Raw genomic sequence first — 12,854 nt, 5'->3', positions numbered from 1 at the left:
ATGACGTTGAAAGACGAAACCCTCGCGCTGCTCGCCGGGCTCGGCGTCGATCCCGCGCGCGTCACGGGCGGGCCGATGACCTCCTTCACCCCGGTCACCGGCGAGGCAATCGGCGCGCTCACCCCCGACACGCCCGCGCGCGCCGAGGCGGCGATCCACCGCGCGAAGGCCGCCTTCCGGATCTGGCGCATGGTGCCCGCCCCGAAACGCGGCGAGCTCGTGCGGCTTTTCGGCGAAGAGCTGCGCGCGGCGAAACCGGCGCTTGGGCGCCTCGTCTCGATCGAGGCGGGCAAGAGCCCGTCCGAGGGCGCGGGCGAGGTGCAGGAGATGATCGACATCTGCGATTTTGCCGTCGGTCTGAGCCGCCAGCTTTACGGCCTGACGATCGCGACCGAACGCCCCGGCCACCGGATGATGGAGACCTGGCATCCGCTGGGCGTCGTCGGCGTGATCTCCGCCTTCAACTTCCCGGTCGCGGTCTGGGCTTGGAACACCGCGCTCGCGCTCGTCTGCGGCGATCCGGTGATCTGGAAACCTTCCGAGAAAACCCCGCTCACCGCGCTGGCCGCGCAGGCGGTGCTGGCCCGGGCGCTGGCGCGTTTCGGCGACGCGCCGGCGCATCTCTCGCAGGTGCTGATCGGCGGGCCGGAGGTCGGCGAAGTGCTGGTCGAAAGCCGCGACGTCGCGCTGATCTCGGCCACCGGCTCGACCCGGATGGGCCGCGCCGTGGGGCCGAAGGTCGCCGCGCGCTTCGGCCGCTCGATCCTCGAACTCGGCGGCAACAACGCGGGCATCGTCTGCCCCTCGGCCGATCTGGAGATGGCGCTGCGCGCCGTCGCCTTCGGCGCGATGGGCACCGCGGGGCAGCGCTGCACCACGATGCGCCGGCTCTTCGTGCATGAAAGCGTCTATGACGCGCTGGTGCCGCGGCTGATCGCGGCCTATGCCGGGGTCTCGGTCGGCAACCCGCTGGAAACGCAGGCGCTTGTCGGACCGCTGATCGACGCGCAGGCCTTCGAGGCGATGCAGGAGGCGCTGGCGGCGGCGCGCGCCGAGGGGGGCACCGTGCATGGCGGCGGGCGCGAATCCGTCGCCTCGAATGCGGCCTTCTACGTGCGCCCGGCGCTCGTCGAAATGCCCGAGCAAAGCGGCCCGGTGCTCGAGGAGACCTTCGCGCCGATCCTCTACGTCATGCGCTACAGCGATTTCGACGCGGTGATCGAGGGGCACAATGCCGTCGGCGCGGGGCTGTCCTCCTCGATCTTCACCCTCGATCTGCGCGAAATGGAACAGTTCCTCTCCGCCGCGGGGTCGGATTGCGGCATTGCCAACGTCAACATCGGCACCTCGGGCGCCGAGATCGGGGGCGCCTTCGGCGGCGAGAAGGAGACCGGCAGCGGGCGCGAGAGCGGCTCTGACGCCTGGAAGGGCTACATGCGCCGCGCGACGAACACGATCAACTTCTCGCGCGAGCTGCCGCTGGCGCAGGGCGTGACCTTCGACATCGACTGAATTCCTGCGCGGGAGATCCCCGCGCAGCCCCCGCCCGCGCGAGGCGCGGACAACGTCACCAGAGAGGATGCGGCATGAGCCCGGTTCCGGTTTTCGACGGCCACAACGATTTCCTGCTGCGCCTGCTGCGCGCGCCCGAGCGGCGCGAGACGACCTGGCTCACCGACACCGGCGAGGGGCATCTCGACCTGCCGCGGATGCGCCGGGGGGGCTTTGCCGGCGGTTTCTTCGCCGTCTACATCCCCTCGCCGCGGGCGCATGACGACCCGGATTTCGACCGTGTCATGCGCACTCCGCCCTTTGCGCTGCCGCTGCCCGAGGAAGTGCCCTACGCGACCGCGCTGCCGATCGCGATGGCGATGGTCGGCCATCTGAAATGGATGGAGCGGACCGGGCATCTGGCGATCTGCACCTCGGTCGCGGAAATCCGCGCCGCGATGGCCGCGGGCAAGATCGCCGCGATCCTGCATTTCGAGGGCTGCGAGCCGATCCTCCCCGATCTCGACGCGCTCCATGTCTGGCACGCGGCGGGGCTGCGCTCGCTTGGCCCCGTCTGGTCGCGCCCGACCGCCTTCGGCCATGGCGTGCCCTTCGCCTTTCCGTCGAGCCCCGACACCGGCGACGGGCTGACCGAGGCGGGCAAGCGCCTCGTGAAGGAATGCAACGCGCTGAAGATCATGCTCGACCTGAGCCACCTCAACGAAAAGGGGTTCGACGACATCGCCGCGCTCTCCGATGCGCCGCTCGTCGCCACCCATTCGAACGCCCATGCGGTAACGCCCTCCTCGCGCAACCTGACCGACCGGCAGCTTGCGATCATCGCCGAAAGCGACGGCATGGTCGGGCTGAACTATGCCGCGGGTTTCCTGCGCCCCGATGGCATCGGCGAGACCTTCACCGGTTGGGATCCGGTGCTGCGCCATCTCGACCATCTGATCGGCAAGCTCGGCGAGGATCGCGTGGGGCTCGGATCGGATTTCGACGGCGCGACGATGCCCGCCGATCTGGGCGATGTCACCGGGCTGCCGCAGCTGCTCGAGGCGCTGGCCGCCCATGGCTATGGCGCCGCGCTGATCGAAAAGATCGCGCATCGCAACTGGCTTGCCGTGCTCGAACGGGTCTGGGGCGCCTAAGCCCCGGATTTTCCCGCGACATCCTTGCGCATGCCTTGGCGAACCGGGGGGGCGATGTCTATATTCGGGGCAAGCGCGCCGTTCCGGCGCAGATCTGCGGATGAATGCCCGACATGAGTGAGAAAACCCCCTATGACGTGCTCGGCGTGGCGAAGACCGCCACCGAGGCCGAGATCAAGAAAGCCTATCGCAAGCTCGCCAAGGAGCTGCACCCCGACCTGACCGGCGGCGATGCCGCCAAGGCCGAACGGTTCAAGGCGGTCTCGGCCGCCTATGACCTCTTGCGCGACGCCGAAAAACGCCGCCGCTACGACGCGGGCGAGATCGACGCCAGCGGCCAGGAAAAGCCGCAACGCCAGTATTACCGCTCCTACGCCGAGGCGGACCCCTCGCAACGCTATGACTTCGAAGGGAATTTCGATGACCTCGGCGATATCTTCTCGCGCGCCTTCCGACAGCAGCAGGGCGGCGGCGCGGGCGGTTCCGCGCGGGGGCCGCGGATGCAGATGAGGGGGGCGGACCTGCAGTTCCACATGGAGGTGAGCTTCCTCGACGCGCTTCTGGGCGCGAAGAAGACGGTGAGCTTCCCGGAAATGGGCCGCGTCGAGCTGACGATCCCCTCCGGCGTCGAGGACGGCCAGACCCTGCGCCTGCCCGGCAAGGGCCAGCCCGGGGTGAACGGTGGACCGGCGGGCGACGCCTATGTGCGCCTTTCGGTGACGCCCGACCCGGTCTTCACCCGCGAGGGCGAGGATGTGTTGATGGATCTGCCGATCTCGATCGACGAGGCGGTGCTGGGTGCCTCGGTCGAGGTGCCGATCCCGGGCGGGCGGGTAAAGCTCAAGGTGCCGGCGAACTCCTCCTCGGGCCGGGTGATGCGGCTGCGCGGCAAGGGGGCGCCCACCGGGCAAGGTGGGCACGGCGATCTGAAGATCACGCTGAAGATCGTGCTGCCCGAGGTGGAGGATCCGACGCTCGCCGAGGCGGTGAAAGCCTGGCGCGCGAAGAATTTCTATGACCCGCGTGCCGGCTGGAAGGGGGCCCGCTGATGCTGACCGAAACCGAAATCCTCGCCCGTATCGAGGGGCTCAGCGCCGAAAGGCTGACGGTTTGCGTGACCCGTTCCTGGGTGCGCCCGAGGCTCGGCGAGGCCGGGCCCGTCTATGACGACACCGACCTCGCGCGGCTGCGGCTGATCGTCGAGATGACCGAGGACATGGCGGTGAACGACGAGGCGGTGCCGCTGATCCTGCACCTGCTCGACGAGGTCACCAGCCTGCGCCGGCGCATCCGCGCACTCGACGCGGCGATGACGGCCGAGGGGCCCGAGCTTTGCGAAGCGGTGATCGCGCGGCTGCGCGGCACCGCCTCCTGACGCCGTGACACGGGGCCGCCGCGGATGAGCTGGGCCTTCCTGATCTCCGCGGCGCTGCTCGCCTTTCACACCAGCGCCGCGCTGCTCGCCTTTCGCGCGATCCGCACCGCGCGCACGCCGCAGGGGGCGGTGGGCTGGACGGTGTTCCTGCTCGCCCTGCCCTATCTCGGCGTGCCCGCCTATCTGATCCTCGGCGATTTCAACTATCCCGGCATGATCGAGGCGCGGCGGCTTTCGGAGCAGGTGCCCTCCCCCCCCGCGACCGGCACCGCGGCGCAGATGCCCGCGGAAAGCGCGCGAATGCGCCACGGCTACGAGGCGATCGCCGGGCGCGCCACCGTCGCCGGCAATGCCGTCGGCCTGCTCACCGCGGGGGAGGAGGTGTTCGAGACCCTCTTCGCCGCGATCCGGGCGGCGGAACGCTATGTTCTGGTGGAAACCTATATCCTGCGCGACGACGGGCTGGGCCGCGCGCTGCAGGAGCTTCTGATCGCGAAGGCGCGCGCGGGGCTGCGGGTCTGCGTGCTTTATGACCCGTTCGGCAGTTACGGGCTCGATCGTGCCTATGTCGCGCAGATGCGCGCGGCCGGGGTCGAGGTGATGAATTTCCACGCCCGCCATCCGCCGCGCCGCCTCGCGCCCCTGCGGCTCAACTTCCGCAACCACCGCAAGATCGCGGTGATCGACGGCAAGACCGGTTTCACCGGCGGCTACAACATCGGCGACGAATATGTCGGGCGCAATCCGCGGCTTGGCGACTGGCGCGACACGATGCTGCGCCTAGAGGGGCCGGTGGTGGCGCAGCTGCAGCTCCATTTCGCCGCAGACTGGCACTGGGCGACGGGCGAGCGGCTCGACCTCGACTGGGCGCCTGCGCCGGTCGCGGGCGGGCTGCCCGCGCTGGTGCTCGCCTCCGGCCCCTCGGATCGCAACGAGCCCGGCACGCTTTATTTCCAGCACGCGATCACCGGCGCGACCAAGCGGATCTGGATCGCCTCGCCCTATTTCGCGCCCGACACCGGGCTGATGCGCGCACTTGGCCTCGCCGCGCTGCGCGGCGTCGACGTGCGCGTCATCATGGCGGGCAAACGCGATCACTGGCTGGTGTGGCTTGCCGCTTTCGCCTTTCTCGACGCGATGCGCGAGAGCGGGGTGAAATTCTACCGCTTCGGCCCCGGCTTCATGCATCAGAAGGTGGTGCTGATCGACGACATGATCGCCGGGGTCGGCAGCCACAACCTCGACAGCCGCTCCTGTCGGCTGAATTTCGAGGCCTCGGCGCTGGTCTTCGACCGCGGCTTTGCCGGCGAGGTCACCGCGATGCTGGAGCGTGACTTCGCCCGGGCCGAGCCCTGGGACCGCCCGCTGGCGCAGGCGCCGCTCGCGCTGCGCATCGCGGCCCCGGTCGCGCGGCTCTTCGCGCCGATCCTTTAGCGTTTGTCCTGCGCGGCGCGATGGCCGAGCGCCTGGTAGATCGGCGCCTCGCGGAAGGATTCGGCGACGAACATCGCCGCGAAACAGCCCGAGAGCAGCGGCAGGAGCAGCTGCGAGGCGCCGGTCATCTCGATCACCAGCACCATGCCGGTGAGCGGCGCGCGCACCGCCCCGGCGAACAGCGCGGCCATGCCGACCGCGGCGAAGGCCGCGGGTTCGACCGGCAGCCCCGGCGCGACCGCCTGCACGAGATAGCCAAAGCCAAGCCCCGCCATCGCACCGAGCGCCAGCATCGGCGCGAACAGCCCGCCGGGCGTCGCCGCGGCATAGGAAAGCGCGCCGAGCGCGAGGCGGAAGAGGAAGAGCCCGGGCAGCACCAGCGGCGCGATCTCGCCGTAGAGCGCGCGCTGCGAGAGCGCCTCGCCGCCGCCGATCCAGCCCGGCGCCACCAGGGCGACGGCGCCGACCGCTGCCCCGATCACCGCGGCGCGCAGCTCGACCGGGGCCTTTATCGCGCCGACGAGGGAAAGCGTGCGCAGAAGCGAGCGATTGTAGAGCACCGAAAGCAGCCCGCAGATCAGCCCGAAGAGCAGGAACAGCGGCTGCACCGCCCAGACCGGCGCGGCGACATCGGGCAGCGCGAAATCGAGCGCATCGCCGAGGATCGCGCGCGAGACGGTGATCGCGCCGACCGAACAGCCGAGCGCCACCACCGACATCCGCCGGTCGAAGCGGCCCTCGAGCTCTTCGAGCACGAAGATCGCCCCGGCGGCGGGCGCGTTGAAGGCGGTGGCGAGCCCCGCCCCCGCGCCGCCGGCGAGCAGCGCGCGGGTGTCCTCCCAACTCAGCCGCGTGAGCCTTGCCATCGAATGCGCGATGCCCGCGCCCATCTGCACGCTCGGCCCCTCGCGGCCCAGCGCGAGCCCGCCGCCGATCGCCATCATGCCGCCGAGGAACTTGATCGGGATGAACTTGAGCGGCGCCGGCGGCAGTTCGGAATGCAGCACCGCCTCGACATGGGGAATGCCGCTGCCCGAGGCGGCGGGCGCGATGCGCCGCACCAGTGCCGCGGCGCCGGCGGCAAGCGCGGCGGCAGTAAGCACCACGAGCGCGCCGCCCCAGAATGCGCCCTGCGCCTGCGCGAGACCCGCGGCGCGCCAGTCATCCCCCGCGATCAGCGCAAGGCGAAAGGCGGCGCAAACCGCCCCGCCGATCGCCCCGGTGGCCAGCGCGACGAGCGCCAGCCCGAGCAGGTGGTTCAGATCACGCATCCGCCCCGGCCCGGCACAGGCTCAGCCGCGCAGCGGCGCGAGCGCCCCCGCCCATTTCGCCAGCTCGTCGATCATCTGCCCGGCGCTCTCCTCATGCGGCTTCTCGGCGGTGAAGCTGCCGTCCGCGAGATGGCCGAAGACCATCGGGATCACCACCTGCTGCGGGATCGGCATCACCGACAGCGTCGTCAGCATCGTCTTCGCCGTCTGCACCGACCGCAGCCCGCCCGAGATGCCGCCATAGCTGACGAAACCCGCCGGCTTGTAGGCCCATTCCGAATAGAGATAGTCGACCGCGTTCACGAAGGCCGGGGGCGCGGTGAAATTGTATTCCGGCAGCACGAAGACGAAGGCGTCGCTGTCGTCGACGATCGCGCTCCAGCGCTTCGTGTGCGCGTGCTCGTATTTCTTCATCCGCGGATGGTTCGGCTCGTCGAGGATCGGCAGGGCGACCTCGGCGAGATCGGTGAACACCACCTCGAAGCCCGCGGAATGGGCCTTCGCATAATCGACGAACCAGTCGGCGACCGGCTTGCCGTTGCGGCCCGGGCGGGTCGAGGTGAGGATGACGTTGAGCTTCATGGGAAGTCCTTTCTGTGCCACGCCCCCGGGGCGCGGCGGTCGACGGCTCTAGTGATCGAGCCCTTTCACATATTCCATCAGCCGCACGAGGCGCACGGGCGTCGGCGTCGGAATCCCGTCGCCGCTGTCGTAAAGCACCATCGGCCCCTCGGTCAGCGGCTCGAAGGGCGGCATCTGCCCGGCCTGCGCGCCGACCATCTCGCCATGCTCCTTGTAGCCGGTGATCTTCGACATCACCCGCGCCTCGGGGAAGACCCCCTCGTTCATCGCGGTGAGATCGGCAAGCGGCGTCGGCGCGAGCTTGAGCTCGGTCGCGATCGGCCCCGGGCTGCGGCCATCGCCGTGGCATCCCGCGCAGTAATCGGCGTAATCCTTCGCGCCGGAAGGCCCCTGAAACGCCACCCCGCCGACACAGGCGGCAAGCAGGATCGGAATCGGCAAAGCGAGGATGAGGGCACGCATTTCGGTCTCCTTTTGCGCCATGCAATCACGTCGCGCGCCGCTCCGCAACGGCGACGCAGCCCCCCGGGGCGCGGCTTTTGTGACGCCGGCTTGACCCAGATCAGCCCCCCGCGCGGATCGCGCTGCTATGCTGACTGCCATCTCGGCAAGGCCGACACGTTCCCGGCAAGGCCGACGCAGATGTTGGAGGACAACCGCATGAGAGTCGTTTCGATCCTGGGCCCGTCTCAATCAGGCAAATCCACGCTCACCGCCGCACTGGCAGGGCTCGAAGGCCACAAGCCGCAGCGCCTTGCACTTCTGGGCGAGGCGGCGGTGACGCGATTCTCCTTCATGGGTGACGACTGGGCGGCGCTCGACTGCCCCGGCGGCGCCGACAATCTCGCCCTTGCCACGCCGATGCTCGCCGGCTCCGACGCCGCCGTCGTCGTGGTGCCCGCCGATGTCGAGGCCGCGGTGCTTGCCGCGCCCTGGCTGCGACTGACCGAGGCGGCCGGCTTGCCCACCTTCGTCTTCATCAACAAGCTCGACGCCGCGACCGACCGCACCAGCGCGATCGTCGCCGCGCTGCAGGCCTACAGCCCGCATGCGATCGTGCTGCGCCAGATCCCGATCCGCGAGAACGGCCAGATCACCGGCGCGGTCGACCTGATTTCCGAACGCGCCTGGGAATATCACGAGGGCAAGCGCTCCTCGCTCGTCGAACTCCCCGCGAGCCTGCGCGACCGCGAGGCCGAGGCGCGCGCCGAGCTGCTCGAGCATCTTGCCGATTTCGACGACACGCTGCTGAGCGAGCTGATCGAGGATCAGCGCCCGATGACCGACGAGCTTTATGACGTCTCGACCAAGGTCTTGCAGCATCACGACCTGATCCCCGCGCTGATGGGCGCCGCCTCGCATGGCAATGGCGTGCAGCGGCTGATGAAGAGCCTGCGCCACGAGGTGCCGCGGGTCGGTGAACTGGTCGCGCGGATCGCGCCCGAGGGCGGTGCCGTCGCGGTCGGGATGATCGCGGACAGCGTCAAGCATCTGGGCAAGACGGTTCTGATCCGCGCGCTGGCCGACGGCATCGGCGCCGGCAGCCGGGTGATGGGCGGTCCGATCGGCAGCCTGACCGAGATCGACGCGAAGACGCCGCGCGCCGCGCTGGCCGCGGGCGAGATCGGCCTCACCGTGAAGACCGAGCATCTGCAGCTGCGCGCCCCGATCTATGGCGCCGAGGCGAGCCTGCAAAACCCCGACTGGCTCGCCCCGCGCCCGCCGAAGCTGCGCGTGCGGATCTCGCCCGCGAATGAGCGCGACGAGGCGCGGCTTTCCACCGCGCTTGCGCGGCTGCTCGAGATCGACCCCGGGCTTTCGGTGTCGCAGGACGCGCAAAGCGGGCAAAGCGTGCTCGCCACGCAGGGGCCGCTGCATCAGCGCCGCGTGCTCGAGAAGCTCGCCGATGTCTTCGGCATCGAGGTGGTGACCGAAGCGGTGCCGCCGGAGCTTTGCGAGACGATCGCGAAGGGCTGCGAGAAGCACTATCGCCACCGCAAGCAATCGGGCGGTGCCGGGCAGTTCGCCGATGTCGTGATCGAGATCGCGCCGCTTGGCCGCGGGGCGGGCTTCGTCTTTTCCGAGGTGGTGAAGGGCGGCGCGGTGCCGCGCAACTATATCCCCGCGGTCGAGGCGGGCGTGCGCGAGGCGCTGGTCGAGGGGCCGCAGGGCTTCCCCGTCGTCGATCTCGCGGTGACGCTCACCGATGGCAAGAGCCACGCCGTCGACAGCTCCGATTTCGCCTTCCGCACCGCCGGCAAATCCGCCGTGCGCGAGGCGCTGGACGAGCTGAAGACCCAGGTGCTGCAACCGGTGATGCGCGTCGAGATCCATGTGCCGAGCGTCTATGCCGGCGGCCTCGTGCCGCTGGTGAGCGGGCTCAAGGGGCAGGTGCTCGGCTTCGAGGCCAACCCCGAGGCGCAGGGCTGGGACCGGTTCTCCGCGCTGCTGCCCTCGGCGGCGGAGATCGAGCTCTTCCAGGCGCTGGGCGGCGCGACGCGCGGCACGGCCTGGTTCGAGAGCGCCTTCGACCATTACGAAGAGCTCCGCGGCGAGGTGAAGGATCTGCTCCCCGCCTGAGGCCCGGACCGGTCGGATCATGAATAACGGGCCGTACAGGATCCCCTGTGCGGCCCGCTTGGCAAATGCCTCCGTTACCGCTATCTGCGCGCCCTGAACCAGACAGGGACGCAAAGATGACGGGAATCGCACAGACCGAGGTTTTCGGCAGCACCGCGGCGGGGGAGACCGTCACCGCGATCACCCTGCGTGCGGGCGGCACGCGCGCGGTGATCCTGACCCATGGCGCGCGGCTGCAAAGCCTGTATCGCGCCGGCATCGCGCATTCGCTCGCGCTCGGCAGCCGCGAGATGGCCGCCTATGAGGGGCCGCTCGGCTATTGCGGCGCCGTGGTCGGCCCGGTCGCGAATCGCATCGCGGCGGGGCGGTTCACGCTCGACGGGCGCAGCTACGCGACCGACTGCAACGAGCCGGGCGCGACGCTGCACGGCGGGCGCTGCGGCTTCAGCACGCGCAACTGGCACATCGTCGCCGCGGGCGAAAGCGCCTGCAGCCTCGCGCTCACCCAGCCCAGCGGGCTGTGCGGCTTTCCCGGCCCGATCGGGCTGCGCGTGACCTATGCGCTCGCGCAGGACGGCGCGCTGGCGATCGCGATCCAGGGCGTGGCGCCCGGCGATGCGGTGCTTTGCGCCCCGGCCTTCCACGGCTACTGGAACCTCGACGGAGGCGCCGATCTCTCCGGCCACCGGTTGCAGGTCGCGGCGGAAAGCATGCTGCCGGTCGATGCCGCCGGCCTGCCCTGCGGCGCCCCGACCCCGGTCGCGGGCAGCGCCTTCGACTATCGCATCGCGCGCAGCCCGGCGCCCGATCTCGATCACAATTTCTGCCTCTCGCCCGGGCGCGTCGCGCCGCGCGAGGTGGCGCGGCTTAGCGCGGGCAGCTGCGCGATGACGCTCGAGACGACCGAGCCGGGGCTGCAGGTCTATGCGGGCGGCACGCTCGACACCGCGCCCTTTGCCGGACTCGCGGGGCGGCCCTATGGGCGCAACGCGGGCATCGCGCTCGAGCCGCAGGTCTGGCCCGATGCGGCGAACCACGCCGATTTCCCCTCGGCCCGGCTTGCCCCCGGTGCGCGCTACGAACAGCACACGCGCTTTCGTTTCGCGACGCTCTGAGCCTCAGACGCCCGAGCCCTGCACCATCGTCTCGACCAGCGCGGCGACCTCGGGTTTCAGCTGCGCCAGCGGCACGCCGACGAACTGCCCCTGCAGCGCCAGATGCACCACGCCATGCACCGCGGCGAAGGTCGTGCGCGCGCGCAGGATCAGCGCCTCGGCCGGCAGGTCGGGACGCATCCGGGCAAGCGGCGGCACGATCACCTCGATCAGCACGGCGTGGTCGCGCTTGTGCCAGTCGGGGATCTCGCGCCCCTCGGGCAGGCGATGCTCGAAGAGCGCGCGCCAGAGGTTGCGATTCTCCACCGCGAAATCGGCATAGCGCGCGGCGAGCGCCTGCAGCGCCGCGGCGGGGCTGGCCTCCGGCCCCGGCAGCGCCGCACGCAACGCCTCCCCCATCCGCGCGAGCGTGCGCGAATTGACATGCAGCACCAGCATGTCGAGATCCTCGACCGCATTGTAAAGCGCGCCAAGCGCACAGCCCGCCCGCGCCGTCACCGCCCGCGCCTTCAGCCCGGCAAGCCCCTCGGCCCGGATCTCCTCTTCCGCGGCCTCGATCAGCCGCGCGCGCAGATCGGCGCGCTTCTCCTCGCGATTGTTTCCCATTCGTCACCCGATTTTTTCCTGAACATTGTTCAAGAAATATCTTGAACGTCGTTCACAGTTCTGGCACAAGGTTCTCGTGAACAACGTTCATAGCAATGGAGAGACCGATGTTCAAGATGATGACCACGCTGATCCGGGCGCGCAGCTCGGATGCCGCCGAGGCCTTCGCCGATGCGAATGCGCTCTCGATCCTGCGCCAGCAGCTGCGCGATGCCGCTGACGGGTTGGAGAAATCGAAACGCGCCGTCGCAGTGGTGATGGCCTATGCGGCGCGCGAGAAGGCCTCGGCCGAGCGGCTTGCCGGGCAGATCGCCGAACTCGAGACCCGCGCGCTGGAGGCGATCCGGCAGGGGCGCGACGATCTTGCCGCCGAGGCCGCCGCCGCGATCGCCGAGCTCGAGCTCGAACGCGCCGCCGCGGAAAAGGCGATCGCGCATTACGACCGCGAGATCCGCAACCTGCGCGAACAGGTGAGCCTTTCGGAAAGCCGGCTGCGCACGCTTCAGCGCGGCAAGCAGATCGCCGACGCCGCCGAGCGCACGCAGAAGCTGCGCGGCACGATGCCCGACGGGGTGCTCGCCTCCCTGCGCGAGGCCGAGGCCACACTCGAACGGCTGCAGGGGCGGCAGAGCCACGCCGAAGAGGTGGAGATCGCGATGGTGGAGCTGAGCACCACCACGAGCACAAGCGCCACCGTCGCCCGCCTCGCCGCCGCCGGCTGCGGCGCGCCGCTGCGCCCCGATGCCGCGAAGATCCTCGACCGGCTGCGTGCCCGGGCGCAGTGACCCAGTCCCGACCTGAAACCCATCCCAAGGAGAACCGAAATGTCCGACTTCAAACCCCGTGTCTCGAACGCCTGGAACCTCTTCACCTATTTCAACTTCGCCGTCGCGGCCCTGATGATGGCCGGTGGCATCTGGTCGCTGCAGGCGAGCTTTTCCGCCAAGGGCTTTTACGCGATGGCGGCATTGATGCTGGTCCATTCCACCGCGGCGATCACCAAGGCCTTGCGCGACAAGGAAGAATCGGATCGCATCTACAACAAGCTCGAAGATGCCCGCACCGAACGCCTGCTTGCCCAGGTCTCGGCCAAGGATCCGGCATGAGCCGCCCAACCCCCGGGCGGCCCCGCCGCCCGGGCCCTGACACGGAGACCCCGATGACCCGCTTTCTCAAGATCCTCGCCCATCTCGGCTTTGGCCTGATCGTGATCGGTGCCGGCGCCTGGTCGGTCACCGCGCTGTCG

13 protein-coding genes are annotated in these 12,854 nt (G+C 69.8%); 9 read left to right on the top strand and 4 right to left on the bottom strand.

Features of this window, described 5'->3' with window-relative positions; genetic code table 11:
• From amaB to cls, 5 genes are all read left to right on the top strand, one after another.
• Positions 1 to 1,512 (top strand): L-piperidine-6-carboxylate dehydrogenase, encoded by a 1,512-nt coding sequence (gene amaB, locus AB7U46_RS12555; RefSeq protein ID WP_428337315.1) that lies wholly within the window; start codon positions 1 to 3, stop codon positions 1,510 to 1,512.
• Between the two features lie 74 nt (positions 1,513 to 1,586).
• On the top strand, positions 1,587 to 2,645 hold the full coding sequence (locus tag AB7U46_RS12550) for a dipeptidase (RefSeq protein WP_428337314.1): 1,059 nt from the start codon (positions 1,587 to 1,589) through the stop codon (positions 2,643 to 2,645).
• 113 nt (positions 2,646 to 2,758) lie between these two features.
• A complete protein-coding gene (locus tag AB7U46_RS12545; RefSeq protein ID WP_428337313.1) occupies positions 2,759 to 3,694 on the top strand; it encodes a DnaJ C-terminal domain-containing protein in 936 nt (311 codons plus the stop codon).
• Positions 3,694 to 4,020, top strand: coding sequence for a chaperone modulator CbpM (locus tag AB7U46_RS12540; protein ID WP_428337312.1), 327 nt, complete (start codon positions 3,694 to 3,696; stop codon positions 4,018 to 4,020). The genes AB7U46_RS12545 and AB7U46_RS12540 overlap by 1 nt, the downstream gene beginning before the upstream one ends.
• Positions 4,021 to 4,044: 24 nt before the next feature.
• Positions 4,045 to 5,454, top strand: coding sequence for a cardiolipin synthase (gene cls, locus AB7U46_RS12535; RefSeq protein WP_428337311.1), 1,410 nt, complete (start codon positions 4,045 to 4,047; stop codon positions 5,452 to 5,454).
• Here cls and clcA read toward each other — a convergent pair.
• The 3 genes from clcA to AB7U46_RS12520 are packed head-to-tail and all read right to left on the bottom strand — an operon-like array spanning position 5,451 to position 7,769.
• Positions 5,451 to 6,725, bottom strand: coding sequence for a H(+)/Cl(-) exchange transporter ClcA (clcA, locus tag AB7U46_RS12530; RefSeq protein ID WP_428337310.1), 1,275 nt, complete (start codon positions 6,723 to 6,725; stop codon positions 5,451 to 5,453). The genes cls and clcA overlap by 4 nt on opposite strands.
• Positions 6,726 to 6,746: 21 nt before the next feature.
• Entirely contained in the window at positions 6,747 to 7,307 is a 561-nt protein-coding gene (locus AB7U46_RS12525) for an NADPH-dependent FMN reductase (RefSeq protein ID WP_428337309.1), read from the bottom strand.
• Between the two features lie 48 nt (positions 7,308 to 7,355).
• Positions 7,356 to 7,769: a cytochrome C gene (locus AB7U46_RS12520; protein WP_428337308.1), complete on the bottom strand. Its 414-nt coding sequence runs from the start codon at positions 7,767 to 7,769 to the stop codon at positions 7,356 to 7,358.
• A gap of 198 nt (positions 7,770 to 7,967) precedes the next feature.
• Between AB7U46_RS12520 and AB7U46_RS12515 the strand changes: the two genes are divergently transcribed.
• Both AB7U46_RS12515 and AB7U46_RS12510 read left to right on the top strand, forming a co-directional pair.
• Positions 7,968 to 9,887 carry an elongation factor G gene (locus AB7U46_RS12515; RefSeq protein WP_428337307.1) on the top strand — a complete coding sequence of 640 codons (1,920 nt, stop codon included), beginning with the start codon at positions 7,968 to 7,970 and terminating at the stop codon, positions 9,885 to 9,887.
• 116 nt (positions 9,888 to 10,003) lie between these two features.
• Positions 10,004 to 11,002, top strand: coding sequence for an aldose epimerase family protein (locus tag AB7U46_RS12510; RefSeq protein WP_428337306.1), 999 nt, complete (start codon positions 10,004 to 10,006; stop codon positions 11,000 to 11,002).
• A gap of 3 nt (positions 11,003 to 11,005) precedes the next feature.
• Here AB7U46_RS12510 and AB7U46_RS12505 read toward each other — a convergent pair whose 3' ends face one another.
• Positions 11,006 to 11,608, bottom strand: coding sequence for a WHG domain-containing protein (locus tag AB7U46_RS12505; RefSeq protein WP_428337305.1), 603 nt, complete (start codon positions 11,606 to 11,608; stop codon positions 11,006 to 11,008).
• 107 nt (positions 11,609 to 11,715) lie between these two features.
• Here AB7U46_RS12505 and AB7U46_RS12500 point away from each other — a divergent pair, with 107 nt between their 5' ends.
• Both AB7U46_RS12500 and AB7U46_RS12495 read left to right on the top strand, forming a co-directional pair.
• On the top strand, positions 11,716 to 12,393 hold the full coding sequence (locus AB7U46_RS12500; protein ID WP_428337304.1) for a PspA/IM30 family protein: 678 nt from the start codon (positions 11,716 to 11,718) through the stop codon (positions 12,391 to 12,393).
• A 39-nt stretch (positions 12,394 to 12,432) separates the two neighbouring features.
• The gene (locus tag AB7U46_RS12495) at positions 12,433 to 12,714 is read left to right on the top strand and encodes a YiaA/YiaB family inner membrane protein (RefSeq protein WP_428337303.1); all 282 of its coding nucleotides are present in this window, start codon (positions 12,433 to 12,435) and stop codon (positions 12,712 to 12,714) included.
• Positions 12,715 to 12,854 lie beyond the last annotated feature (140 nt).

This window comes from Paenirhodobacter sp. (assembly GCF_050177655.1).
GTDB lineage: Bacteria > Pseudomonadota > Alphaproteobacteria > Rhodobacterales > Rhodobacteraceae > Rhodobacter.
The sequence above is the reverse complement of the archived record's forward strand: the minus strand, read 5'-3'. Positions and strand labels throughout refer to the sequence as shown.